Source organism: Alloalcanivorax balearicus MACL04, assembly GCF_025532145.1.
GTDB classification, from domain to species: domain Bacteria; phylum Pseudomonadota; class Gammaproteobacteria; order Pseudomonadales; family Alcanivoracaceae; genus Alloalcanivorax; species Alloalcanivorax balearicus.
On sequence record NZ_ARXS01000010.1, the window covers coordinates 96,451 to 121,399 of the forward strand.

The window sequence follows — 24,949 nt, forward strand, 5'->3', positions numbered from 1 at the left end:
CGACATCATGGGGGGCGAATTCGGTCAGCCGGGAGCTCAGCGCAACGCAGGTCCGCTCGTGTACAATGCCCCGATGGCGGACGGCCGCCAGCGGCCGAGTAACGATCCGAGGAAAAGGCATGACTCTGATTTCTTTCAACATCAACGGTATTCGCGCCCGTCTGCATCAGTTGGAGGCGGTGATCAACAAGTACCAGCCGGCACTGATCGGTCTGCAGGAAACCAAGGTGCAGGACAGCGAGTTTCCCGAACAAGCGGTGCGGGATATGGGTTATCACCCCTATTATTTCGGCCAGAAGGGACATTACGGCGTCGCCCTGATCACCCGCGAACCGCTGGCGGATATTCGCTACGGCTTTCCTGGCGATGGCGAGGAAGCGCAAAAGCGCATGATCATCGGCCGTCTGCATGATCGCGACGGCGCGCCGGTGACGGTACTCAACGGCTACTTTCCGCAGGGCGAGAACCGCGCCCACCCGACCAAGTTCCCGGCCAAGCAGAAGTTCTACGAGGACCTGCAACAGTATCTGGAAAGCGAACACAGGCCGGATGAGCAGTTGGTAATCATGGGCGATTTCAATATTTCCTCCACCGATCTGGACATCGGCATCGGCGAGGACAATCGCAAACGCTGGCTGCGCGAAGGCAAAACCAGCTTCCTGCCGGAAGAACGTGAATGGTGGCAGCGGCTGGTGGACTGGGGTCTGGTGGATACCTTCCGCCACCTGAATCCGCAAACCAACGATGTGTTCTCCTGGTTTGATTACCGCTCCAAGGGCTTTCACCGTGAGCCTCGTCGCGGCCTGCGCATCGACACCCTGCTGGCGACCCGGCCGTTGCTTGACAAGCTCAAGGACAGCGGTGTGGATTACGACATCCGCGCCATGGAAAAACCCTCCGACCACTGCCCGGTGTGGGGCCGCTTCGACCCGATCTCATGAACGTGCGTCTGAATCTGAAACGGCTGCGCCCGGATCTGGACAGCCTGGGCTATCTGGTCGATCTGGCGATGATCGGCCTGATCCTGCTCAATCTGGGACTGATCCTGTTCGACTGGCTGTTCCGCATCCCCGCCGTGCAGGATTTTCTGCACATGCTGTCACCGGCGTTTTTCGGCTTCTACCGGGACACCGTGCACGCCAATTTTCTCGAAATCGACCTCTGGTTCGTGGCGGTTTTCCTTACCGAGTTCGTGATTCGCTGGGGCGTCGCCATCGGCCGGCGCACCTACCATCGCTGGTTCTTCTACCCGTTCGCGCACTGGTACGATCTGCTCGGCTGTATTCCGGTGGGCAGCTTCCGCTGGTTGCGGATCCTGCGTGTGATCAGCCTCATGTACCGTCTGCAGAAACGGGGCGTGGTGGACTTCACCGAGACCTATCTGGGCCGCACCGTACTCAAGTATTACCGGATCCTGGTGGAGGAGATTTCCGACCGGGTGGTGATCAACATTCTGGAAGGCGCTCAGCGGGAGATCGTCAGCGGCGGCCAGCTGATGCATCGTATCGAGCAGGACGTGCTGCTGCCGCGCCGTGACGATCTGGTGGACTATCTCGGCGGACGCATCGCCGACGCCACCCGGCGCAGTCACGACCAGTACCGGGACCAGCTCGGTGATTATCTCAGCCATCTCACCAATGAGGCGGTGAACCGCACCCCGGCGGGCCGGCGGCTGGCGGCGATTCCGGTGGCCGGCCCCCGTGCCGTCGCCCTGCTTGGCGAGACCGTGCGCGATGCCGGCGACGCTCTGGTGGAGCAGTTGGTGGAAGACATCAGCGCGCCAGCCAACCGTGAAAGGCTGGATCACCTGATCAATGACCTGATCAGCACCGCCACCGGCGGTCAACAGCAACAACTGAATACGCTGATTCGCGAAACCCTGCTGGATATCCTCGAGGAAGTGAAGGCGCAAATCGCCGTGCAGCACTGGAAGCACGAGGAAGCGGATGAGCGCATGCTCGAAGAGAAGCGCCGGCAGCAAGCCCGCAAAGCGCGCCGTGAAAGGCGCGAACGGAAAGAGAGAAGCTAAGTGCCGATCAGCAGGGCCGTTCCGGCCCTCGCAGCCACAGCAGACGGGCGCCGTTGGCGGCGGCCACGTCCACATCCAGCGCCGCCACCGAACCGACCCGGAACGCCGGACGGGAGCACGGCTCACCAATCCAGGTGGCGGTGAGCAAGGACACCAGCGGCATGTGGCTGACCAGGACCAGGTTTTCCTGCTCCGGCTGCAGCATCAACCACTCCAGAAACCGCTCCGGCTGCGCCTCGGGCACCAGGTAACCGCAGGATTCCTGTTCCATGCCGCCGAACGCCTGAGCGATGCACAGCGCGGTCTGCTGCGCGCGCCGGTAGGGGCTGGCCACCATGCGGCCCACGCTGACCCCTTCCTCACGCAAGGTTTGCCACAGGGACAACACTTCCGCCCGGCCCCGTTCGGTCAGCGGGCGCTCCGCGTCGGTGGGGGCCTTGGCCACCGCTTCACCATGACGGCACAGGTACACTCTCAAGACGAGGCTCCGTGGAAACTGAATTCCACATCGTGTTTGTGTTCACCGCTCATCAGCCGCACCACCATGGTCTCCAGCGGCTGATGATCGTAAATGATATCGTAGAGGGCGGTGGCCAGCGGCATATAGACCTGCAGTTCCCTGGCCCGCTCCGCCACCAGCTTGATGGTGTTGATCCCTTCCGCGGTCTGTCCCAGGTCCGCCACCGCCTGTTCCAGCGATTTGCCCTGCCCCAGCTCGTAACCAACCCGGTAATTGCGCGACAACGACGAGGAACAGGTGGCGATCAGATCGCCTACCCCGGCCAACCCCAGGAAGGTCAGTGGATTGGCGCCCAACCCCACGGCGAAGCGGCTCATCTCCGCCAACGCCCGGGTCAGCATGAAACTGCGGCTGTTCTCGCCGACGCCAATGGCCGCCGCCATCCCGGACGCCACCGCGTAGATGTTCTTGAGCGCCCCGCCCAGTTCCACACCATACAGGTCCGGATTGTCGTAGACACGAAAGTAATCGCAGCTCAGGGCTTTCTGGATGGTGGCGCGCAGTGCCTCGTCACCACTGGCGATGACGGTGCCGGTGAATTTGCGTTCGACGATCTCCCGCGCCAGGTTGGGGCCACTGAGTACCCCGACCCGGGTGTGCGGCCATTCGCGCTGCAACACCTGGCTCATCAGCAGGAAACCGTCCTCCAGGATGCCCTTGGTGCAACTGACCACGATGGTGCCGTCCGGCACCCAATGGCGGGCCTGGCCGAGGACCTCGACAAAGGCGCTGCTGGGGACGGCGACGAACACCAGATCGGCGCCCTTGAGCACTTCTTCCAGGCTCTCGGAAGCCACCACTCCGGCCGGCAGGGCCTGCCCTGGCAGATAGCGCGGGTTCTCACGGTCCTCATTGATGGCCGCGGCGGTTTCCGGATCGCGCACCCAGAGCCGGGTGCCGTGACCGTTTTCCGCCAGGATACTGGCCATGGCGGTACCGAAGCTGCCGCCACCGAGAATGGCCGCGGTATGTTGCGTCATGCAGGGCATCCTTTGTCCGGCGGCGCGAACCGGGCCGCGCCGCGAATTTCCGGCATCATAAGAGCCTGGGCCGGATCTTTCCACCTTAGGCCACTTTCCTGCTCCCGGTCCGTCGTCCAGCCTTCCTATCAAGCCCGTTCGGCGCGGTCCTGCAGCAGTTGATTCAAGCGCCGCGCGGTGGCCGCCGGATCCTTCGGCAACTGGCCTTCGGCCAGCAGCGCCTGATCCAGCAGTAGCTGAGTCAGTTCGGCAAAGGTATCGCCGTCCTCGATCTCGGCCATGCGCTGCATCAACGGATGGGACAGATTCACCTCCAGGACCGGCTTGCTCTCCGGCACCGGCTGGCCGGCGGCTTCCAGCATCATGCGCATCTGCGGGCCCAGCTCGTCGGCACCGAGCACCAGACAGGCCGGGGACTCCACCAGCCGGGCGGTGGCGCGCACCGCTTCCACCTGCTCGTTGAGCACTTCGCCCAGACGGCCCAGCACCGGTGCATCCTGCCGTGGATCTTCCGCTTTGTCGTCTTCATCGCCGGGCATGTCCAGCTCACCGCGCGCGGCGTTGACCAGGGTGTAGCCCTTGTACTCGGTGAGGAAGCCCATCATCCATTCGTCCACCCGCTCGGCCAGCAGCAGCACCTCGACGCCTTTCTTGCGGAACACTTCCAGGTGCGGGCTGTTCTGGGCGGCGCTCAGGCTGTCGCCCAGCAGGTAGTAAATCCGTTTGTTCTCTTCGCCGGCGCGTTCAATGTAATCATCCAGCCCCACGCTCCCCGGCGTTGGCGAGGTGGAGGAAGCGAAGCGCAGCAAACCGGCGATGGCCTCACGGTTATCGCCGTCCTCGCCGACCCCTTCCTTGAGCACCTGGCCGAACTGTTGCCAGAACGTGGCGTAGGCTTCCTGGTCACCGCTCAGCTTGCGCAGCATCTGCAGTACCCGCTTGGTCAGCGCCGCGCGGATCTTGCGCACCGGACCATAGTCCTGCAGCAATTCACGGCTGACATTCAACGGCAAGCCCGGCGCATCCACCACGCCTTTGATGAAACGCAGATACAGGGGCAGGAACTGTTCGGCGTCGTCCATGATGAACACGCGCTGAACATAGAGCTTGAGCCCCCGGCTGGCTTCCCGGTGGTACAGATCGAACGGTGCCCGCGGCGGTACGTACAACAGGCTGGTGTACTCCAGGTTGCCTTCCACCCGGTTGTGACTCCAGGTCAGTGGATCCTGGAAGTCATGACTGACGTGACGATAGAAGCTCTGGTATTCCTCATCGCTGACCTCCTGGCGGGGGCGCTGCCACAGGGCGGTGGCGGAATTGAGGGTTTCCAGCTCGGTGGCGTCCTCCTCCTTCTCGTCACCGGACGGCACCGCCATGCGGATCGGGAAGGCCACGTGGTCGGAATACTGCCGTACTATGTTGCGCAACTTGCCGGTGTCGACGAAGTCCCTGGCGTCGTCACGCAGATGCAGGGTAATGCGGGTACCACGGTGCGGCACCGTCAGCGTTTCCACACTGAACTCGCCCTGACCGTCGCTTTCCCAGCGCACGCCCTGCTCCGCGCTGTCTCCGGCCCGGCGGCTTTCCACGGTGACCGTGTCGGCGACGATGAAAGCGGAATAGAAACCGACCCCGAACTGGCCGATCAGTTGCGCGTCTTTCTTCTGATCACCGGTAAGACTGGCGAGGAATTTCTCGGTGCCGGACCGGGCGATGGTGCCCAGGTTCTCCACCACTTCCTCGCGGTTCATGCCGATTCCGTTGTCACTGATAGTCAGAGTGCCGGCGTCGGCGTCCACCGCCAGATCGATGGCCGGCTCCGGATCTTCCTCCAGCCATTCCGGGTGATCCAGAGCGGCGAAGCGCAGCTTGTCACAGGCGTCGGAGGCATTGGATACCAGCTCACGCAGGAAAATTTCCCGGTTGCTGTACAGGGAATGGATCATCAGATGCAACAGGCGGGACACTTCCGCCTGAAAACCACGGGTCTCGCGGTCACTGCTCATCGAGGGGTTCTCCGTTTTGTTGTCGGGTGCGGCCTTGGGATGGGAGAAAAATTGGGTTGGCGGCGGGAATTTCAAGGGGTCACACCAGATCGGCCAGAGCCTGCTCAAGGTGGGGATAGCGGAACACGAACCCTTGCTCTTCCAGTCGGCGGGGGTAAGCGCGCTGCCCGCCGAGCATCAGCTGCGACATCTCGCCCAGAGCCAGTCTCAGCACCGGCGCCGGCATTACCCAAGGCGCCGGCCGCCGCACCGCCCGGGCCAGGGCGTGATGAAATTCGCGCTGGGTCACCGGCCCCGGCGCGGTACCGTTGAACACCCCTTCGACGCCGGGAGCGGCCAGCGCCCGGGTCAGAATCGCCACCAGATCATCCCGGTGGATCCAGCTCAGCCATTGTTCCCCGTTGCCCAGACGCATCCCCAGGCCGAACCGGTAAGCGGGCAACAGCCTGGCCAGCATGCCGCCGTTGGCACCCAGCACCACGCCGGTACGAACGATCACCAGCCGTATGCCCAGGCCGGTGACTTCACGGGCCGCCTGCTCCCAGGCATCGCAGAGACGGTAACCGAAGTCCTTGCGCCGGGCGGAGCTGTGTTCGGTCAGTTCGGCGTCACCGGCATCGCCGTAGAAGCCCACCGCCGAACCGCTGACCATCACCGCCGGCGGCTGCCGCAGACGGCGCATCAGCGCCACCAGGTCCCGGGTAAGACCGACACGGGAGTCCAGCAACCGCTGCTTGCGTGGCGCACTCCAGCGACGACTGAACAGGCTCTCGCCGGCCAGATTGACCACCGCATCCAGCGCTTCGTCGTCGGCGATGTCATCGAACGAGGCGATTATCCGGGTGCCGGGCGGGCACGACGCCAGCGCCCGTTGCTGGCTCTGGCGACTGAGCACCACCAGCCGGTGACCGTGGCTGTGCAGATGATGTCCCAGGGCGCCACCGATGAAACCGGTGCCGCCGGTCATCAGGATATTCACCGAACCGCCTCCATGGACACGATATCGGGTAGTGCATGGAAGTATTCCACTGTGCCGGCACCCACCGGCACAGTCAAAGTAATACGCCCGCCCGCCACCGCCTGCAAGCGCCCTTCCTGGGTTTTGCCGTCCCCGGTGGTAACCCGGACCTGACGCCCCAGCAGTGCCTGATAAGGCACCTCCGGGGCCACCGGGTCATCGCCCGGCACCACCGGCGGCGGCGTGTCGGAAACGGTGGCCGTCGCCACTTGCCAGCGGCGGCCGTCGTGGCTGCCCAGGCTGTCGATCTGGGCCCCGTCCACGGCGATCTCGGCGCTGCCGGCACCCAGCGCCAGGCGCAGCCAGAGCCGATCGCTGGCGACCCGGGTCAGCACACCGGTGCGCTCCCGGCCACTGCTTTCGCGCACCGTCAGCTCGGTGCCGGTCAGTGGCGCCAGCGCCAGCAAGTCGGTCAGCGGCTCCGAGGTATCCGGCCCCGGGGGTTCGGCCGATTCCGGCGGCCGTGACGGTTCGGGCAACGGTTGGCGACCACCGGTCATGGAACCCGGTGTCACCGCCCATCCCACCGGGGTCTTCTCCAGGCCAAGCTGACGCCGTTCACTGGCGCCATCGGAGCGGGTCAGGCGCACCTCCACCCGGCCCTCGCCGGCGGTACGGCGCAGGATCACATTTTCCACTTCCACGTTTTGCAGTACCCCGGCGGGGAACTGGGTCTGCAAATACTGCTCCGCCACCCAGGCCAGGGTGTCCGGGTGATCGAAAGCGGCATCCACCTTGCCGTCCCGGTAGCGCAAGTGGTTGGTGCGGGCGGTGAAATCCCCCACCAGATAGCTGTTTTTCTCATCCGGCAGGACCAGTTGAATGGTGCCGCTGAAGCCGCTGGGATCCCGTGGCGCCAATGCCAGATCAAGACGGTAGCCGTTACTGATAATGCGCGTTTCCGGGTATTGCTGGCCGGCGGGGGTCCAGGAAAGATGCACTTCCGGTCCCTGCTCCTCCCAGGGAGACACCAGCAAGGTACGGCGTTCGCGGATCGCCTTCGCCGACCAGTTCAAGAGCAGACTGACGGACAGTTCCGGCAGCACACCGTCCCCCTGATGCACCGTTAATACACCGTTGACCAGGGTCACCTGGGGGGTGCTCAAATCGGTACCGTGCAGCCGGCCGGTAAGCGGATGCCCCTCGCCACGGGCCATCAGCAGGGCCGCTTCCGAGGAGCGCACGAAGGGGCTGCTGGTGATGTCGGCGCCGCCGCTCACCACCTGACCCGGCATCAGGGGAATCGTTGCGTTCTCGCGGTAGTCCACGTACATCAGTCCCAGGCCCGCCAGGGTGATCACCAGCCCCGCGACCCGCAACAAGGCGAGCCGCCCATAGGCCTCCCAGTTCTCCTGCACCTGCTGCAAGCCTGCCACAGGCAATACGAACAGGACCAGGCTGTGACCACGCCAGGCCGCCTGCCTGATCAGCCCCACCGTGGCCATGACCGTCATGCTGACGCCCACTACCACCAGCCAATCCGCCATTGTCTTTTATCTCCCCAATCCCGGGTACATGCCGCTCGCGGCCGCCCAAAAGGCCAGCTTACAAAGCCTCTCCGGAGCCCGCCAGCGTTTCCCCCACCATCGGGGGGTGGAGATCCCGGGCTTATGATCACGGTCACATAGCGTCGGCACCGAAAGGCTTCCGTACAGACCCGCCTCAGTGCCTCCCTCCATCAGGGACAGCGGAGCCGCGTTATGCCTTTACGGGAACGCCGTAAATACGTCCCTGTAGGCTCCCGGTCGAACGTCCCTGTTCGACAGGATCCCGCAAAGGCATAACGCGGCTCCGCTTCGAGGTAACCGGAAAGCACAGGAGCCTTTCCGACCTCCGCTGAGGCGCTATGACGGGATGATGTGATCTGCCCTCTCCTGAAAGGTTCGTCGTTGCTGGAACCCGGAACGCTGCGGCTCACTCGAAGCGGGTCTGTACGGAGGCCTTCCGGGACCCTGTTTGACAGGGACGTCAAACCGGGAGCCTACATGGACGAATTCACGGCGATCCCGGAAGGCCTCCGTGCAGACCCGCCCCCCCGATGGAGAGACCCATCCTCGGTTGATCCGCGATGAACAAAAAAAATACTTGTATCGGGGAAAAACAGAAGTTATATAGGCGCTGAGGTAGTCGGGTTGGGAGTTCCGTTCGCGGAGTCCCCCTTGGCACCCGGTTGTTTACGGCGCTTTCGTTACCGAAAGGAGGCCCCATGAGTAACCGCCGCGCTGACCGTGACTATGAATCGGAAGATCTGCTGATGAATGATGATTTTGACCTTGTCGATGACGACAACGATGAGGAACTCCAGGAGGAACGCAGCGCCCGCGCTCGCAGTTTCAACATGGATATGCGTCATCGTATCGAGGATCGGCTGGAGGAGCGTCGTCTGAAACGGGAGCTTAGCGAATACGAGTTCCTTGATTTGGAAGACGACGATACTCTGCACTGAACCTCACCGGCCTCCGTCGCCCTTTCGGGCTGACGGAGTCCGCCGGTATCTTTCATTTTTTAAAAAAAACCGGGAAAACGTCACCTAGAAGCGTTCATTGTTCGCTTTGCCCAGGTTATTGATTTTGCTTTTCCGTAATACCTTGAGTAACCCGTTACGCAGGGCGCGCAGTACCGGATACAATATCGACGCGACCCTCGGCGAGCGGAACATCCAGTAATTCAGGCGGTTGAACAGCCCGGAACGGCTTCCCATCAACGCCAGCGCGTGGATAGCGTCGGCACCGTAATAGAGTTGCTCTCCGACCTTCAACACCATGCCCTGATCAATGTCCCAGCCACGGGCGGTGATCTCTCGCAGGATATCGGTGTCCTCACGCGCATCGACCAGTTGCAAGGGGCCGACGGCATCACGCAGGCGAACCCAGCGGCAATAGTTGTCGCAGGCGGGACATTGTTTGTCATAGACCAGCACGATATCCGCTTTCGCCATAGTGCCCTCAGTGTCTGTCTTTCTCACATTGTCGAAACAACGTCCGTGCAGGGCAATGGGAGAGCCGGTTCTTCACTCCGTACGGTTTGCCTCCCATGCCTGCTCGGCGGACGTGGCACCTGAGCGCTGCATCGCATGGATACGCCGGACCAATACGATCAACGCGAAAGCCAGCGGTATCTCCAGAAAGTCCGCCGCCAGCGTCACCTGACTAAGGCGCAGGTAGTCATCCACGGAATTCGCATGACGAGCCAGTTGCATGATGGCCGACCCGAGTGCCAGGGACAGCAGCCACATCCCCCACCACACAGGCATCAGCATTGGCCTGGATTGACGCCGCCAATCGGCGGGGGCGACACTGGCACGCCAGATTTCCTTCATCGCCTGATACGGTTTCCACATGCTGAGCACGGGGATGAAGTACCAGCCCACCGCCCAGCCCGGCGTGAACTGCATGTCCGCTGCCCCCAGCCTGCGGCAATTCTGGTTGGCACGGTAGATCCAACGGGCCACCAGGATCATGGCGGTGATAAGAACGAGGGTTTGCACCAGGCCGATCACTCCCTGGCGAATAGCCGCGGTCTGGATAGTCTGATCGCTCAACATCACGCCATCGCGAAGTCGGGTCAATAGCCGATATTCCAGTAATCCCGAAATAACCGCCACCGTCGCCATGGCCATATCCGCGTATAAAAAACGTATCACCCATTTGGTCAGCGCACCGGCGTCAATCAACGCCTCCGGTTGCAGAGGTTTTTCCGACAGATCCGCCCGCGGCGGTGCGTAAGGCGTCCCCTCCCCCTGATTCGGGCTTCCCTGTTCCATTGTTCGGCTTCCCTTTTGGTTCGAATATTCGCTAGCGCCGGCGCCAGTGCCCGGCGGACAGCCGGTAAAGACAGTGCTCCCGTATTGGCATGCCTTCCGGCACGCTGGGATGGTCGAAGGTTTCCTCCTGCCGTTCCATACCCAGCCGCTCCATCACCGCCTGAGAGCGGTAATTCAGCACACTGGTGAAGGCAACGATTTCCTCCAGCTCCAGGTTGTCAAAACCGAACTCGAGCACCGCCCTGGCGGCTTCCGTGGCATAGCCGTTGCCCCAGGCATCGCGGCGCAGACGCCAGCCGATTTCCACGCAGGGCTGGAACGGCAACATGACGTTGGGAATATTGAGGCCGACAAAGCCCAGAAACCGCTTTTGTTGCTGTTGCTCCAGCGCCCAGAATCCCCAGCCGCGTTCGGCGATCAAGGCCTCGCAGTGATCCGCCATGGCCTGACTCTGCGCCTCATTCATGGTCCCGGGGAAGAATTGCATCACTTCCGGGTCCGCGTTCATAGCCGCGAACGGGGCACGATCCGCGGGCCGCCACTGGCGCAAACGCAGACGCTCGGTGTTCAGTTCGGCAACCGGTTGTTTCATCACTCCCTCCGCGGCAATGGCCTCTCTCAGGCGTTTCCGCCCTTGAAAAAATTGCGCAGCCGGGATCCCCAGCGACGCTGATAAAACGGCTCCACCTGCTCCACGAAATAGCGGCTCAGCCCTTCGTCATTCTCCGCGATCCGATACAGATCCACCGCCTTCCCTTCGCTCACGGTGTCGCCAATCACCTGACCGCATTCGCGCATCACCGGCTCGATGTCGCCTTCCGCCTCGATACCGACCACCAAGGAGGGGTGCTCGCTGACGGAGCGATCATGCATCAGTGTCAGAAAGGCGCGTTTCACATTGCCGTGCTTGGCCAGAAGTTGGGTCAGGGAATCCACCATTCTGGCCGGATATTCGGCCGGCTGTCCCAACAGTACCTCGGTATCCTGCTCCACCGTGCGTTGCTCCGGCGCACCGCCAACACCGCCGTTCAGCAGCCCCCGCACTTCCTCCGGCACGAACTCCTTGCCGTAGGGCAGGCGCGGGTTGAGATAGAGAGTCGCGCCCTCGGTCATCTCGAACAAGGAACGGGCCGGCAGCGCCAGGTAGGATTGCTCCTCCTCAATGGCTTGCTGCAACAGCTCCAGGGACGAGAAGAACGGAATCGCCGAGCTCCCGTCCTGCTTCTCCCATTGCGCCAGATTGACCTGACTGCCGGCCTCCAGGGTGGTCTGCCCACCACCGCCATTGGCGGTGCCCAGCACATAGACCGTGGATTCCAGCAGCCGCTGGTAGAACTCCGGCCGGTGAGCCGGTTCGCTGGCTGCCAGCCGCAGCAGGCGTTCCAGATCGTTTTCTTCCCTTTCCGTCATCAACGACATCCTGTATGTCATGCCTGCATCAGGCTTTCCCTGAGCCGGGGAAGGCAATGATATTGTTGGGGAACTCACGGGAGGCCACCTCACCGGCGAAGTCCTCCGCCACCTGCAAAATGGTGCGGCTGACGTGGGCATACTGCTTGGAGAACGGCGGCCAGTAGTCACCCAGCCCCAGGGCATCGTTGATCACCAGCACCTGGCCGTCGCAGTCCGGACCGGCACCGATACCGATGGTGGGAATCCGCAGGGTGTCGGTGAGCGTCGCGCCCAGATCGTAGGGAATGTGTTCCAGCACGATCATGAAGGCACCCGCCTCCTGGATGGCGATGGCATCCTCCAGCACCTGCCTGGCTTCCTGTTCGGTGCGCCCCACCTTGGTAAAGCTCTTGGCGGTCTGCGGGGTCAGGCCGGTGTGCCCGACCACCGCGATGCCGTTGTCCACCAGATGCCGGATCACCTCGGTCTTGGCGCCCTCCAGCTTGACGCTGTCCGCGCCGGCGGCGATCAGGCGGCGGGCATTCCATAGCGCTGTGTCCGGGTCCTTATCGGTCTGGTAGGGCAAGTCGCCGATGATGTGGGTTTCCGGCGCGCCACGGCGTACGGCACCGACGTGATAGGTCATGTGGTCAATGGTCACGTCACGGGTGCTGTCGAAGCCCATTTCCACCATGCCGACGGTATCCCCCACCAGGATCACCGGAATTGATGCCCGTTCCACCGCCCGAGCCACCGGGCAGGTATAGGCGGTCAACATGGCGATGGGCGTCCGCCCTTTCATTTCCATCAAAGCCTGTGCGTGCTTTTTCATCACAAACCACTCCTCCTGAAAACCGGAGCTTGAGCTAATCATGTTCCGCCGCGACAGACAATACGGGTGTGGCACCGCCCGTTGAAAAGCATGGTGACAGCCTTATCGCCCTATCTTCACAACACCGATATCGTGCAAAATGCTTTCAAGGTGGCGGCTGATTCCCCAGCGCGGCCAGCAATTCCGCGATGGCCACGCCGTCGTCATGAGTTGGAGAAAAACAATATGTTCGATCTGGTGACACCGGAGCTGGTGGGAATCTCAAGCAATCGATTGGGACGCGTCGACAACTGGATGCGGACGCTGGTGGCATCGCGGCGGCTGGCCGGTATCAGCGTACTGGTTTACCGGCGCGGGCATTGCGCCTGGTTTGGCGGCGCTGGCCACCTGAAGACGGATCAGCAGCAGAAGATCGCCGAAGATACCCTCTTTCGTATCTACTCGATGACCAAGCCGATCACCAGCGTCGCCGCCATGATGCTCTACGAGCAGGGCCTGTTTCAGCTCGATGATCCGATAGCAAAATTCTTGCCTGAGTTCACCGACATGCAGGTCTGTGTGGGCGGGGACGAAGAGAATCCCAAGCTGGAACCGGCGCGCAGCCTGATCACCATGCGGCAACTGCTGACGCACACTTCCGGGTTGGCCTACGATTTCACCAGCATTCCACCGGTGGATGCCCTGTATCGCAAGCACGGCATCAACTTCAGTCGCCATCACGGTTCATTGGCGGAAATGACCCGGCAGGCGGCACAGATGCCGCTGCTTTTCCATCCCGGTACAAAGTGGAACTACAGCATCTCCACGGATGTGCTGGGACGGGTGGTGGAGGTGATTTCCGGGCAATCACTGGATCGCTATTTCGAGGAACATATCTTTGCTCCTCTGGGCATGAACGATACCGCCTTCTGGGTCGCCGAAGAAAAATTGCATCGACTGGCAGAGATGTACACCCTGGCCGGCGCCACGCCACCACGCATCAAGGGCGAGCCCACCGAAGTCATCCCGGACCCGCGGGGCGCGCTGGAAGTCAGCGCGGCGTCCGGTGGTCGGCAGTTCACTCAGCCACCCAAAATTTTCTCCGGCGGCGGTGGCCTGACCTCCACCACCGGCGACTACCTGCGTTTCGCTCTGATGCTACGCAATGGCGGCAACTTCAACGGGGTGCGCCTGCTGGGCCGCAAGACCGTGGAATTGATGCACAGCAATCACCTGCCCGGCTCGATGGCCGACATGGGCGAGCCCCGTTTCAACAATACTCACATGGGGGCCGGGTTGGGATTCGGTCTGGGTTTTGGCGTGGTACTCAATCCGGCCTTGGCTCAAACCATGGGTTCGGTGGGCGAGTATTTCTGGACCGGCATGGCCAACACCCAGTTCTGGATCGACCCCAGTGAAGACCTGATCGTCATCCAGATGGCCCAGATGATGCCCTCCACGCTGGTACCGATCCGGCAAACCCTGCGCTCACTGGTCTATCAGGCGCTGATTGACTGAACCCCAAAAAGCATCGCGGCCCGTGGGCCGCTCCTGCGAGAGGCAGAAACCTCCTGCGGGAGCGGCCCACGGGCCGCGATGGCATTGACGCTGGCGGCCGGACTCAAGGTCCGGCACCACCTGGGCTTACCAGCCGGTGGCTTTCTTTACGCCTTCGCCGATTTCCGCCGGGTTGCGCACGGTAACGACACCGGCGGCTTCCAGGGCGGCGAACTTCTCGTCCGCGGTGCCCTTGCCACCAGCGATGATCGCACCGGCGTGGCCCATGCGTTTACCCGGAGGCGCGGTGACACCGGCGATGTAGCTGACCACCGGCTTGGTCACGTGCTCCTTGATGTAGGCAGCGGCTTCATCTTCCGCGGTACCGCCGATCTCACCCACCATGACGATGGCTTCGGTCTGCGGATCGTTCTGGAACAACTCCAGCGCGTCGATGAAAGTGGTGCCCGGAATCGGGTCGCCGCCGATACCGATACAGGTGGACTGACCGTAACCCAGCTTGGTGGTCTGGTTGACCGCTTCGTAGGTCAGGGTACCGGAACGGGAGACGATGCCCACTTTACCCGGCTTGTGAATGTGACCGGGCATGATACCGATCTTGCACTCGCCCGGAGTGATCACGCCGGGGCAGTTCGGGCCGATCAGGCGCACACCGCCCTTGCGGGTGATGTATTCCTTCACGTACAGCATATCGAGAGCCGGAATGCCCTCGGTGATGCAGACGATCAGCTCGATGCCCGCGTCGGCCGCTTCCAGAATGGAGTCCTTGCAGAACGGTGCCGGTACGTAGATCACGGAGGCGGTGGCGCCGGTTTCCTTGACCGCGTCGGCCACGGTGTTGAAGACCGGCAGGCCCAGATGGGTCTGACCGCCCTTGCCCGGGGTCACGCCGCCGACCATCTGAGTGCCGTACTCGATCGCCTGCTCGGAGTGGAAGGTGCCCTGACTGCCGGTGAAACCCTGGCAGATCACTTTGGTGTTCTTGTCGATCAATACGCTCATTTGGCACCTCCCGCCGCTTTCACCACCTGCTCGGCGGCGTCATCAAAACTCTTGGCGGCGATGATGTTCATGCCGCTGTCGGCCAGCTTCTGCGCACCCAGCTCGGCGTTGTTGCCTTCCAGACGCACCACCACCGGCACCTCGACGCCCACTTCTTCCACGGCACCGATGATGCCTTCGGCGATCAGGTCACAACGGACGATACCGCCGAAGATGTTCACCAGAACCGCTTGTACCTGGTCGTCGGAGAGGATGATCTTGAACGCTTCGGTGACGCGCTCTTTGGTGGCACCGCCGCCCACATCCAGGAAGTTGGCGGGCTGGCCGCCTTTGAGTTTGACCAGATCCATGGTGCCCATGGCCAGACCGGCGCCGTTCACCATGCAGCCGATGTTGCCTTCCAGGGCCACGTAGTTGAGTTCCCATTCGGCGGCGCGACGCTCACGCTCGTCTTCCTGGGAGGGATCTTCCAGCGCCTTGATGTCCGGGTGGCGGAACAGCGCGCTGCCATCCACATTGATCTTGGCGTCCAGGCAGTGCAGATCGCCCTGCTCGGTGACCACCAGCGGGTTGACCTCGATCAGAGCCAGGTCCTTGTCGTCGAACAGTTTGGCCAGACCGGTGAAGATCTTGGCGAACTGATTGACCTGCTTGCCTTCCAGACCCAGTTGGAACGCGATCTGACGGGCCTGGTACGGCTGCGCGCCGACCAGCGGATCCACTTCCGCCTTGAGGATTTTCTCGGGGGTTTCCTCGGCCACTTTCTCGATTTCCACGCCGCCCTCGGTGGACGCCATGAACACCACCCGGCGGGTGGCGCGATCCAGTACCGCGCTCAGGTACAGTTCCCGGGCGATGTCGGTGCAGGTTTCCACCAGAATTTTGGAAACCGGCTGACCGTGCTCGTCGGTCTGGAACGTGACCAGACGCTGGCCCAGCCATTTTTTGGCGAACTCAGCCGCTTCTTCCGCGCTGTCCACCAATTTCACACCACCGGCCTTACCACGGCCGCCCGCGTGTACCTGGGCCTTGACGACCCATTTGTCACCACCAATTTCCTTCGTCTTGGCGGCGACCTCTTCGGGGGTGTCGCAGGCGAAGCCTTTGGAAACCGGCAGGCCGTAATCAGCAAACAGCTGTTTCGACTGATACTCGTGGAGGTTCATGCCATTAATTCCGTCGTTGATGAAAGATCAAAAGGCGGGACGGCGTGGCACGCCAACAACCGACGAAGTTCCGCGTTTGCGTCGACGGCTCCCGTGGGAGCGCGGCGGTGCAAACACACTACGTCCGGTATCGGCCAGCGCGGCACGCCGGGGCCCGACTCTTATTTCTTGCGGCGCCGTTGCGCCACGTGGATGGCCTTGTAATCCGTGGCCAGAGCCGCTTCGTGCACGGTCTCGGACAGGCTCGGGTGACCGAACACCATCAATTGCAGGTCCTCGATGCTGGCGCCGAATTCCAGGGAAATAACGCCCTGTTGGACCAGTTCGGAAGCCTGGGGACCGAGCACGTGCATGCCCAGAACGCGGTCGCTTTTCTCGTCCACCACGAACTTCACCATACCGGCGGATTCACCGGCGGCCAGAGCACGCCCATTGGCGGCGAAGGGGACCACCCCGGTTTTGTAGGGCTCCCCGGATTCCTTCACTTCTTCCTCGGTTTTACCCACCCACGCCACTTCCGGGTGGGTATAAATCACCCCGGGGACGGCGTCGTAGTTGACCTGGGTATGCTCGCCCGCGATCACCTCCGCCACCATGACCCCTTCTTCAATGGCCTTGTGGGCCAGGGCCGGACCGCGCACCAGATCACCGATGGCGTAGACACCGGGGACGTCGGTACGGCACTGGTTGTCGACGTAAATGAAGTTACGCTCATCCAGGGTCACACCGGCGTCCTGGCTGAGCAGGCCTTCGGTATACGGGCGGCGGCCCACGGCCACGATCAAACGATCGAAGGTTTCTTCTTGTTCGCCGCCACCATCGGTATAGGTAACGCGAACGGAATTTTTGTTTTTCTTGCTGCCAGTGACCCGGGCACCGAGGTGAATGTCCAGGCCCTGCTTGGTGAACTGCTTCATCGCTTCCTTGGCGACTTGCTGATCCACCGCCGGCAGGAAGGTGTCCACGGCTTCCAGCACGGTCACCTGGCTGCCCAGGCGCGCCCAGACGCTGCCCAGTTCCAGGCCGATCACGCCGGCACCGATCACGCCCAGTTTCTTGGGCACGCTGGTGAATTCCAAGGCACCGGTGGAGTCGACAATGATCTGCTGATCCACTTCCGCCACCGGAATATCGATCGGCACGGAGCCGGCGGCCAGGACCACGTTTTCCGCTTCCAGGGTCTGCTCGTCGCCTTCCAGCGGCTTGAACACCACCTGCTTGTTGGCTTTGAGCTGGCCGGTACCTTGCAGCCAATCCACCTTGTTGGCCTTGAACAACTGAGCGATACCGCCAGTCAGTTGCAGCACGATCTTGTCCTTGCGCTGCAGCATGGTGTCCAGGTCCAGGTTCAGTTTGCCAACACCGATACCGTGATCGGCGAAGGCTTCTTCGGCTTCATGGTATTTCCAGGAGGAATCCAGCAGCGCCTTGGAGGGGATGCATCCCACGTTCAGGCAGGTGCCGCCGAGAGCCGGGTCACCCTGCTTGTTGATGCGCTTCTCGATGCAGGCGGTCTTGTAACCCAATTGCGCGGCGCGAATCGCGGCGACATAGCCACCAGGCCCGCCACCGATGACGATGACATCGTATTTCTCTGACATAACCAGTCCCTATATGCGTCGGGGCCACCGGCGCGGGGCGCGGGGCCCCGGGCCGGCGCCGGGAATCAGATGTCCAGCAGCAGCCGTGCCGGATCCTCGATGAAGTTCTTCACGGCGACCAGGAATTGCACCGCTTCCTTGCCGTCGATGATCCGGTGGTCATAGGACAACGCCAGATACATCATCGGCAGAATCTTCACTTCGCCATCCACCGCCATCGGTCTTTCCTGGATCTTGTGCATACCCAGGATGGCGGTTTGCGGCGGGTTGAGGATCGGCGTGGACAGCAGTGAGCCGAAGATACCGCCGTTGGAGATGGTGAAGGTACCGCCGGTCATTTCCTCGATGGACAGTTTGCCGTCCCGGGCCTTGGTACCGAACTCGATGATCTGGGATTCGATTTCGGCCAGGCCTTTCTGGTCGGCGTCCCGCATTACCGGCACCACCAGACCACGCTCGGTGGACACCGCCATGCCCACGTCGTAGTAACCGTGGTAGACGATGTCATCACCGTCGATGGACGCATTCACTGCCGGGAAGCGTTTCAGCGCTTCCACGCAGGCGCGGGTAAAGAAGCTCATGAAGCCCAGGCGCACGCCGTGGGACTTCTCGAACTCGCTTTGATAATGCTTGCGCATGTCCATGATCGGTTTCATGTTGACCTCGTTGAAGGTGGTCAACATGGCCGCGTCCTGCTGCGCCGCCACCAAACGTTCGGCGATGCGCTTGCGCAGGCGGGTCATCGGTACGCGGCGCTCCTCGCGCTCGCCGGCGGCCGCGGCCGGAGCGGCGGCCGGAGCCGGAGCGCTGGTGGAGGACGGGCTCTGCTGCTTGCTGGCCAGCGCCTTTTCCACGTCTTCCTTGGTAATGCGGCCCTTGGCCCCGGTGCCTTTGATGTCCGCGGCACTGAGACCATGCTCGCTCATCAGCTTGCGCGCGGCCGGCCCGGCCTGAGCGTCGCCATCATCGTCACCGCTTTGTGCTTCGGCGGCCGGCGCCTCGGCTTGCGGTTTTTCTTCAGCGGCAGCGGAGGCGGACGCACTGGCGCCTGCTTCCAACTGTCCGAGCACTTCCTGACTTTCCACGGTGGCGTCTTCGCCCTTGATGATCTTGGTCAGCACACCGTCCATCGGAGCCACTACTTCGAGGACCACCTTGTCGGTCTCGATGTCCACCAGCAGCTCGTCGCGTTTAACCGCCTCGCCTTCTTTCTTGTGCCAGGTGGCTACCGTGCCATCGGCCACGGATTCCGGAAATTGCGGGGCTTTGATATCTGTCGCCATGCCTGTTCCTTAAACCAGTTCGTTAGGCTGTCTACTTGATGTTGAAGGCGTCTTCGACCAGACGCTGCTGCTGTTCCACGTGCAGGGACATCGAACCCGCCGCCGGAGCCGCCGCCATGTCACGGCCCGCGTATTGCACGTACAGTTTCGGATTGACCGCGCGGGCCACCCGGAACATGTGGTGTTGGGAGCAGTACCAGGCACCCTGGTTCATCGGCTCCTCCTGACACCAGACCACATGCTCGAGATTTGGATAACTTTCCAGAATCTCGCGCAGCCGCTGCTCCGGGAACGGATAGAGCTGCTCGATGCGGACCAGAGCGGTGTCCTTGATGTCGTCGGACTCACGTTTTTCCAGCAGGTCGTAATAGACCTTGCCGGAACACATGACCACGCGCTTCACCGCTTTGCTATCAAGCTCCGCGGTATCCTCCAGCACGGTGTGGAAACGACCCTCGGAGAGATCCTCCAGGGACGAGATCGCCCGTTTATGCCGCAGCAAACTCTTCGGACTCATCACCACCAGCGGTTTGCGCAGCGGCCGTACCGCCTGGCGACGCAGCAGGTGGAAGATTTGTGCCGGGGTCGACGGTACGCAAACCTGCATGTTGTGCTCGGCGCTGAGCTGCAGGAAGCGTTCCAGGCGGGCGGAGGAGTGTTCCGGTCCCTGCCCTTCGTAGCCGTGCGGCAACAGCAGCGTCAAACTGCACAGCCGCCCCCACTTGGCCTCGCCGGAAGAGATGAACTGATCGATCACCACCTGGGCGCCGTTGGCGAAATCGCCAAACTGCGCTTCCCACAATACCAGTGACTTCGGCGTGGTGGTGGCGTAGCCGTATTCGAAGCCCAGCACCGCTTCCTCGGACAGCAGGGAGTCGTAGATATCGAACTCGGGCTGATCTTCATAGAGGTGCTGCAGAGGAACGTACTGTTCGCCGTTCTTCTGGTTGTGCAGCACCGCGTGGCGGTGGGAGAACGTGCCGCGGCCACAGTCCTGACCGGTAAGACGCACCGCGAAGCCCTGATCCAGCAGCGTGGCGTAGGCCAGGGTTTCCCCGTAGCCCCAGTTCAACGGCTGGGCACCGGCGGTCATTTTGCGGCGGTCTTCCACGATCTTCTTGACCTGACGCTGCAGTACCAGACCTTCCGGCAGGGTTTCCAGACGGCTGGCCAGGTCCTGCAATTTTTTCAGCGGGTAGCCGGTATCCCAATCGTCTTCCACTTCATGGCCGATATAGGGAGACCAGTCCACGAACAGCGCCTTGTTGGGCTCACGCACCAGGGCCTTGACCACATGGTTGCCTTCGTCCAGCGCGTCGCGGTAATCGTCCACCATCTTCTGCGCATCCTGCTCGCTGATCACCTGCTGGTTGATCAGGGCCTCCGCGTAGAGGGTGCGGGTGGTCGGGTGCGACTTGATCTTCTTGTACATCAACGGCTGGGTGGAGGACGGCTCGTCCGCCTCGTTGTGACCCAGACGACGGTAGCAGATCAGGTCGATCACCACGTCCTTCTTGAACTGCATGCGGTAATCCACCGCCAGCTGGGTAACGAAGTACACCGCTTCCGGATCGTCCGCGTTGACGTGGAAGATCGGTGCCTGGACCATCTTCGCCACATCGGTGCAGTACTCGGTGGAGCGGGCGTCGTCCTGACGGCTGGTGGTGAAACCCACCTGGTTATTGATGATCACGTGCAAGGTGCCGCCGGTTTTGAAACCGCGGGTCTGGGACATCTGGAAGGTTTCCATGACCACGCCCTGACCAGCGAAGGCGGCGTCACCGTGAACCAGGATCGGCACCACCTGGTCACCGCCGTGATCCTGGCGGCGGTCCTGGCGGGCACGCACCGACCCTTCCACCACCGGAGAGACGATTTCCAGGTGGGAGGGGTTGAAGGCCATGGCCAGGTGCACTTCACCGCCGGAGGTCTGCACGTTGGAGGAGAAGCCCTGGTGATACTTCACGTCACCGGAGCCCTGCTCATTGAAGCTCTTGCCTTCGAATTCGCCGAACAGATCCCGCGGGCTCTTGCCCAGGGTGTTCACCAGCACATTCAGCCGGCCCCGGTGGGCCATGCCGAGCACCATTTCCTTGGCGCCGTAGCTGCCGACCCGCTGGATCATCTCGTCCACCAGAGGAATCAGGGATTCACCGCCTTCCAGGCCGAAGCGCTTGGTACCCGGGTAGCGACTGCCCAGGTATTTCTCCAGCCCTTCGGCGGCGGTCAGCCGTTCCAGGATGTGCTGCTTGATCTCGGCATTGTAGTGCGGATGGCTGCGCACGCTCTCCAGCCGCTGCTGAATCCAGCGCTTCTCCGAAGTGTTGACGATGTGCATGTATTCGGCACCAACCGAGGAGCAATAGGCTTCCTTCAGGCAGTCAACGATTTCACGGAGTTTGGCTTCCGGCTTACCGATGAACAGGTTGCCGGTCTGGAATACGGTTTCCAGGTCGGCCTGGCTCAGGCCATGGTGGGCCAGTTCCAGATCCGCCACCTGTTCCCGTTCCATCAAGCCCAGCGGATCCAGCCTGGCGACCTGATGCCCGCGGTTACGGTAAGCGGCGATCAGGTGCAGAACCCGCACCTGGCGGCGTTCGTGCTCGCTGCTGACCGCGCCGGCGCCCATCTTCTGGACCCGGGAGCGGTTCTTGGCTTCCAGCAAAAAGTACTCACGCACCGGTCCGTGGGGAACATCGGACTCAACGGCGCCGTTAACACTGGGGAGTTTTTCGAAGTAAGCGCGCCAGTCTTCCGGCACGGAGTTGGGATCTGTCAGATAGGATTCGTACAGTTCATCGACATAGGCCATGTTGGCTCCCCCGAGATGGGAGGATTGCCATTGGCGCTGCATGGAACTGTCTTGCATCGTCGCTCGTTCCTTAGCCGGGAGCCTGTCACGCCTGTGGCATGAGATGGTGCTGTGACCACAGGGAGGATGACCCTGTTCCCGAGCTTTCAATGTGTCCGGAGCGGCTGCCTTTTAAGCGCCACTCCACCCTGCTGCGTACACCGATTCCGGGGTTTCCGGAACCGGCCGATAGTGTAGTACGTTTGTGAGGCTTTTGTTAGAGCCGGTTTGGGGCCGACCGGCGGCCCGTACCCTGCCATCCGGCCTGTTCAGCCCCCCGACACTGTCCGACTTATCGACCTTTTCGGAAAGAACTTCAATGCCACCAAGGTCGAGTCTGTTTATCGGGGCTGTCGCGGCGATTTCAAGCTTATCCGAAGCACACCGGATTGGCCCCACAGGGTCGCATTCAGATACAAAAAATCGTCTGGAACGATTTTTGACGTCGCCTGGGCGACACCCACAAAAAAGGCGGCCAGAGGCCGCCTTTTCTGGTCCGGGTCAGATGCCCCGTTCCAACAACATGGAACGGATGTGGCCGATGGCCCGGGTCGGGTTGAGCCCTTTCGGGCACACGCTGACGCAGTTCATGATGCCATGGCACCGGAACAGGCTGAACGGGTCATCCAGCCGCGCCAGGCGCTCTTCGGTGGCGGTATCACGGCTGTCCGCCAGGAAGCGATAGCCCTGCAACAGCGCCGCCGGACCCAGGAACTTGTCCGGGTTCCACCAGAAGCTGGGGCAGCTGGTGGAGCAGCAGGCACACAGGATGCACTCGTACAGACCGTCGAGCTTGGCGCGCTCCTCGGGGGACTGCAGGCGCTCGATGGCCGGTGCCGGCGTGCTGTTCTGCAGGTACGGCTGCACCTTCTCGTACTGGTTGTAGAACATGGTCATGTCCACCACCAGATCGCGCACCACCGGCAGTCCCGGCAGCGGCCGCAGCACCAGCGCTTTTTTACCTTCTTTAACGCCAGGCGCCACGGAAGACAGCGAAGTGATACAGGCCAGCCCGTTCTTGCCGTTGATATTCATACCGTCGGAGCCGCACACGCCTTCGCGACAGGAGCGACGGAACCCGAGGGACGGGTCCATCTCCTTCACCAGGTTGAGCACGTCGAGCACCATCAGGTCCTTGCCCTGGGTGTCCACGTCGTACTCTTTCATGGTCGGTTCGCGGTCGGTATCCGGGTTGTAGCGATAGATACTGACTTTCATTGCAGCTCTCCGTTAGTAGGTCCGCGCCTTGGGCTGGAAGGTATCCACGGTCTTCGGTTCGAAGTTCACCGCACGCTTACCCAGTTGCTTGGTGAGCGGATCGTAGATGGAATGACACAGCCAGTTCTCATCGTCGCGGTCCGGGAAGTCATAGCGGGCGTGGGCCCCACGGCTTTCCTTACGGCCTTCAGCAGCGATGGCGGTGGCTTCGGCCACTTCCAGCAGGTTGTCCAGCTCCAGCGCTTCGACCCGGGCAGTATTGAAGGACTGGCTCTTGTCCTCCAGATGAGCCTTGGCGACACGCTCACGCAGATCGGCCAGTTTGGAGACGCCTTCATGCATGAGATCGCCCTTGCGGAATACACCGAAGTGATTCTGCATGGTGCTTTGCAGCTCTTTGCGCAAGCTGGCCACGGACTCGCCACCCTGGGAGTCGTCCCAGCGACGCACCCGGCTGAGAGCCTGGTCGATATCGTCGTTGCTCGGCTCGTACTGGGTCATACCCTGGCGCAGGGCGTCTTCAATGAAGAGGCCGGCGGCACGGCCGAACACCACCAGGTCGAGCAGGGAGTTGCCGCCGAGACGGTTGGCACCGTGCACGGACACACAGGCCACCTCGCCCACCGCGAACAGGCCGTTGACGAACTGCTCCTGACCCTCGTGGCCAGCGCTCAGTTTGATCGCCTGACCATGCACATTGGTGGGGATACCGCCCATCATGTAGTGACAGGTGGGCACCACCGGAATCGGCTCCTTCACCGGATCGGTGTGGGCGAAGGTGATGGCCAGCTCACAGATACCCGGCAGGCGGCTGTGCAGCACTTCCTCGCCCAGATGATCGAGCTTGAGGAAAACGTGGTCACCATCCGGACCGGCGCCACGGCCGTCCAGGATTTCCATCATCATGGAACGGGCGACAACGTCCCGGGACGCCAGGTCCTTGGCGTTGGGCGCATAGCGCTCCATGAAGCGCTCGCCGTCCTTGTTGATGAGGTAACCGCCCTCACCCCGGCAACCCTCGGTCACCAGCACCCCGGCGCCGGCGATGCCGGTGGGGTGGAACTGCCACATCTCGATGTCCTGCACCGGCAGACCGGCACGCAGGGCCATGCCGACACCGTCACCGGTGTTGATCAGGGCGTTGGTGGTGGAGGCGTAGATACGGCCGGAACCGCCGGTGGCGAATACCGTTGCCTTGGCTTTGAAGAATACCGTTTCGCCGGTTTCGATGCAGATGGCGATAACGCCACAAACATTGCCCTGACCATCCTTCACCAGCTCGGCGGCGTACCATTCACTGTACACCTGGGTGCCGTTTTTCAGGTTCTGCTGATACAGGGTGTGCAGCAGCGCGTGACCGGTACGGTCGGCGGCGGCACAGGTCCGGGCGGCCTGACCGCCCTCGCCGAAGTTCTTCGACTGACCACCGAACGGGCGCTGGTAAATCCGGCCTTCCTCGGTACGGGAGAACGGCAGCCCCATGTGGTCGAGTTCGAACACCGCTTCCGGGCCAACTGAGCACATGTATTCGATGGCGTCCTGGTCACCGATGTAATCGGAGCCCTTGACCGTGTCGTACATATGCCAGCGCCAGTCGTCATTGGGATCGGCGGAGGCAATGGCACAAGTGATGCCGCCCTGGGCGGACACCGTATGGGAACGGGTGGGAAAGACTTTGGAAATCAGCGCGGTCTTGAAACCGGACTGCGCCATTTGCAGGGACGCGCGCATGCCGGCGCCGCCGCCACCCACCACGATGGCATCAAAGGTAATGGTGCGAATGGACATGGA

21 protein-coding genes are annotated in these 24,949 nt (G+C 62.1%); 4 read left to right on the forward strand and 17 right to left on the reverse strand.

Features of this window, described 5'->3' with window-relative positions:
- Positions 1-119: 119 nt before the first annotated feature.
- Positions 120-941: an exodeoxyribonuclease III gene (xthA, locus tag MA04_RS10485; RefSeq protein WP_163124330.1), complete on the forward strand. Its 822-nt coding sequence runs from the start codon at positions 120-122 to the stop codon at positions 939-941.
- Entirely contained in the window at positions 938-2,029 is a 1,092-nt protein-coding gene (locus MA04_RS10490) for an ion transporter (protein WP_262460368.1), read from the forward strand. Before xthA ends, MA04_RS10490 begins: the two co-directional genes overlap by 4 nt.
- A 7-nt stretch (positions 2,030-2,036) precedes the next feature.
- On the opposite strand, the gene sixA is transcribed toward MA04_RS10490, so the two are convergent.
- The 5 genes from sixA to MA04_RS10515 all read right to left on the reverse strand — a co-directional run bounded on the left by sixA (position 2,037) and on the right by MA04_RS10515 (position 8,040).
- Positions 2,037-2,501: a phosphohistidine phosphatase SixA gene (gene sixA, locus MA04_RS10495; RefSeq protein WP_014995002.1), complete on the reverse strand. Its 465-nt coding sequence runs from the start codon at positions 2,499-2,501 to the stop codon at positions 2,037-2,039.
- A gap of 2 nt (positions 2,502-2,503) precedes the next feature.
- The gene (locus MA04_RS10500; protein WP_014995003.1) at positions 2,504-3,529 is read right to left on the reverse strand and encodes an NAD(P)H-dependent glycerol-3-phosphate dehydrogenase; all 1,026 of its coding nucleotides are present in this window, start codon (positions 3,527-3,529) and stop codon (positions 2,504-2,506) included.
- Positions 3,530-3,657: 128 nt separating this feature from the next.
- Entirely contained in the window at positions 3,658-5,535 is a 1,878-nt protein-coding gene (gene htpG / locus MA04_RS10505) for a molecular chaperone HtpG (RefSeq protein ID WP_262460369.1), read from the reverse strand.
- A gap of 79 nt (positions 5,536-5,614) precedes the next feature.
- Positions 5,615-6,514: a TIGR01777 family oxidoreductase gene (locus tag MA04_RS10510; protein ID WP_163124321.1), complete on the reverse strand. Its 900-nt coding sequence runs from the start codon at positions 6,512-6,514 to the stop codon at positions 5,615-5,617.
- Positions 6,511-8,040, reverse strand: a complete 1,530-nt coding sequence (locus MA04_RS10515) for a hypothetical protein (RefSeq protein WP_262460370.1) — start codon at positions 8,038-8,040, stop codon at positions 6,511-6,513. Before MA04_RS10515 ends, MA04_RS10510 begins: the two co-directional genes overlap by 4 nt.
- Positions 8,041-8,759: 719 nt before the next feature.
- Here MA04_RS10515 and MA04_RS10520 point away from each other — a divergent pair.
- Positions 8,760-8,999 (forward strand): PA3496 family putative envelope integrity protein, encoded by a 240-nt coding sequence (locus MA04_RS10520; protein ID WP_262460371.1) that lies wholly within the window; start codon positions 8,760-8,762, stop codon positions 8,997-8,999.
- A gap of 84 nt (positions 9,000-9,083) precedes the next feature.
- On the opposite strand, the gene MA04_RS10525 is transcribed toward MA04_RS10520, so the two are convergent.
- The 5 genes from MA04_RS10525 to panB all read right to left on the reverse strand — a co-directional run bounded on the left by MA04_RS10525 (position 9,084) and on the right by panB (position 12,540).
- Positions 9,084-9,491: a DUF393 domain-containing protein gene (locus MA04_RS10525; protein WP_262460372.1), complete on the reverse strand. Its 408-nt coding sequence runs from the start codon at positions 9,489-9,491 to the stop codon at positions 9,084-9,086.
- A gap of 72 nt (positions 9,492-9,563) precedes the next feature.
- Positions 9,564-10,316 carry a DUF4328 domain-containing protein gene (locus MA04_RS10530; RefSeq protein ID WP_262460373.1) on the reverse strand — a complete coding sequence of 251 codons (753 nt, stop codon included), beginning with the start codon at positions 10,314-10,316 and terminating at the stop codon, positions 9,564-9,566.
- A 31-nt stretch (positions 10,317-10,347) separates the two neighbouring features.
- The gene (locus tag MA04_RS10535; protein WP_262460374.1) at positions 10,348-10,908 is read right to left on the reverse strand and encodes a GNAT family N-acetyltransferase; all 561 of its coding nucleotides are present in this window, start codon (positions 10,906-10,908) and stop codon (positions 10,348-10,350) included.
- Between the two features lie 26 nt (positions 10,909-10,934).
- Complete coding sequence (gene sseB, locus MA04_RS10540; protein ID WP_262460375.1) at positions 10,935-11,726, reverse strand: enhanced serine sensitivity protein SseB; 792 nt, start codon at positions 11,724-11,726, stop codon at positions 10,935-10,937.
- A gap of 28 nt (positions 11,727-11,754) precedes the next feature.
- Complete coding sequence (gene panB / locus MA04_RS10545) at positions 11,755-12,540, reverse strand: 3-methyl-2-oxobutanoate hydroxymethyltransferase (RefSeq protein ID WP_163124300.1); 786 nt, start codon at positions 12,538-12,540, stop codon at positions 11,755-11,757.
- A 225-nt stretch (positions 12,541-12,765) separates the two neighbouring features.
- Between panB and MA04_RS10550 the strand changes: the two genes are divergently transcribed.
- A complete protein-coding gene (locus MA04_RS10550) occupies positions 12,766-14,037 on the forward strand; it encodes a serine hydrolase domain-containing protein (RefSeq protein ID WP_262460376.1) in 1,272 nt (423 codons plus the stop codon).
- Positions 14,038-14,163: 126 nt separating this feature from the next.
- Here MA04_RS10550 and sucD read toward each other — a convergent pair whose 3' ends face one another.
- From sucD to sdhA, 7 genes are all read right to left on the reverse strand, one after another.
- Positions 14,164-15,039 (reverse strand): succinate--CoA ligase subunit alpha, encoded by an 876-nt coding sequence (gene sucD, locus MA04_RS10555; protein ID WP_163124294.1) that lies wholly within the window; start codon positions 15,037-15,039, stop codon positions 14,164-14,166.
- Positions 15,036-16,205 carry an ADP-forming succinate--CoA ligase subunit beta gene (sucC, locus tag MA04_RS10560; RefSeq protein WP_014995016.1) on the reverse strand — a complete coding sequence of 390 codons (1,170 nt, stop codon included), beginning with the start codon at positions 16,203-16,205 and terminating at the stop codon, positions 15,036-15,038. Before sucC ends, sucD begins: the two co-directional genes overlap by 4 nt.
- A 161-nt stretch (positions 16,206-16,366) precedes the next feature.
- A complete protein-coding gene (lpdA, locus tag MA04_RS10565) occupies positions 16,367-17,806 on the reverse strand; it encodes a dihydrolipoyl dehydrogenase (protein WP_262460377.1) in 1,440 nt (479 codons plus the stop codon).
- 65 nt (positions 17,807-17,871) lie between these two features.
- Positions 17,872-19,089 (reverse strand): 2-oxoglutarate dehydrogenase complex dihydrolipoyllysine-residue succinyltransferase, encoded by a 1,218-nt coding sequence (gene odhB, locus MA04_RS10570; RefSeq protein WP_262460378.1) that lies wholly within the window; start codon positions 19,087-19,089, stop codon positions 17,872-17,874.
- Positions 19,090-19,120: 31 nt separating this feature from the next.
- A complete protein-coding gene (locus MA04_RS10575; protein WP_163124284.1) occupies positions 19,121-21,958 on the reverse strand; it encodes a 2-oxoglutarate dehydrogenase E1 component in 2,838 nt (945 codons plus the stop codon).
- Positions 21,959-22,441: 483 nt separating this feature from the next.
- Positions 22,442-23,158 carry a succinate dehydrogenase iron-sulfur subunit gene (locus MA04_RS10580; RefSeq protein ID WP_026949599.1) on the reverse strand — a complete coding sequence of 239 codons (717 nt, stop codon included), beginning with the start codon at positions 23,156-23,158 and terminating at the stop codon, positions 22,442-22,444.
- 12 nt (positions 23,159-23,170) lie between these two features.
- Complete coding sequence (gene sdhA, locus MA04_RS10585) at positions 23,171-24,946, reverse strand: succinate dehydrogenase flavoprotein subunit (protein ID WP_014995021.1); 1,776 nt, start codon at positions 24,944-24,946, stop codon at positions 23,171-23,173.
- Between the last annotated feature and the right edge of the window lie 3 nt (positions 24,947-24,949).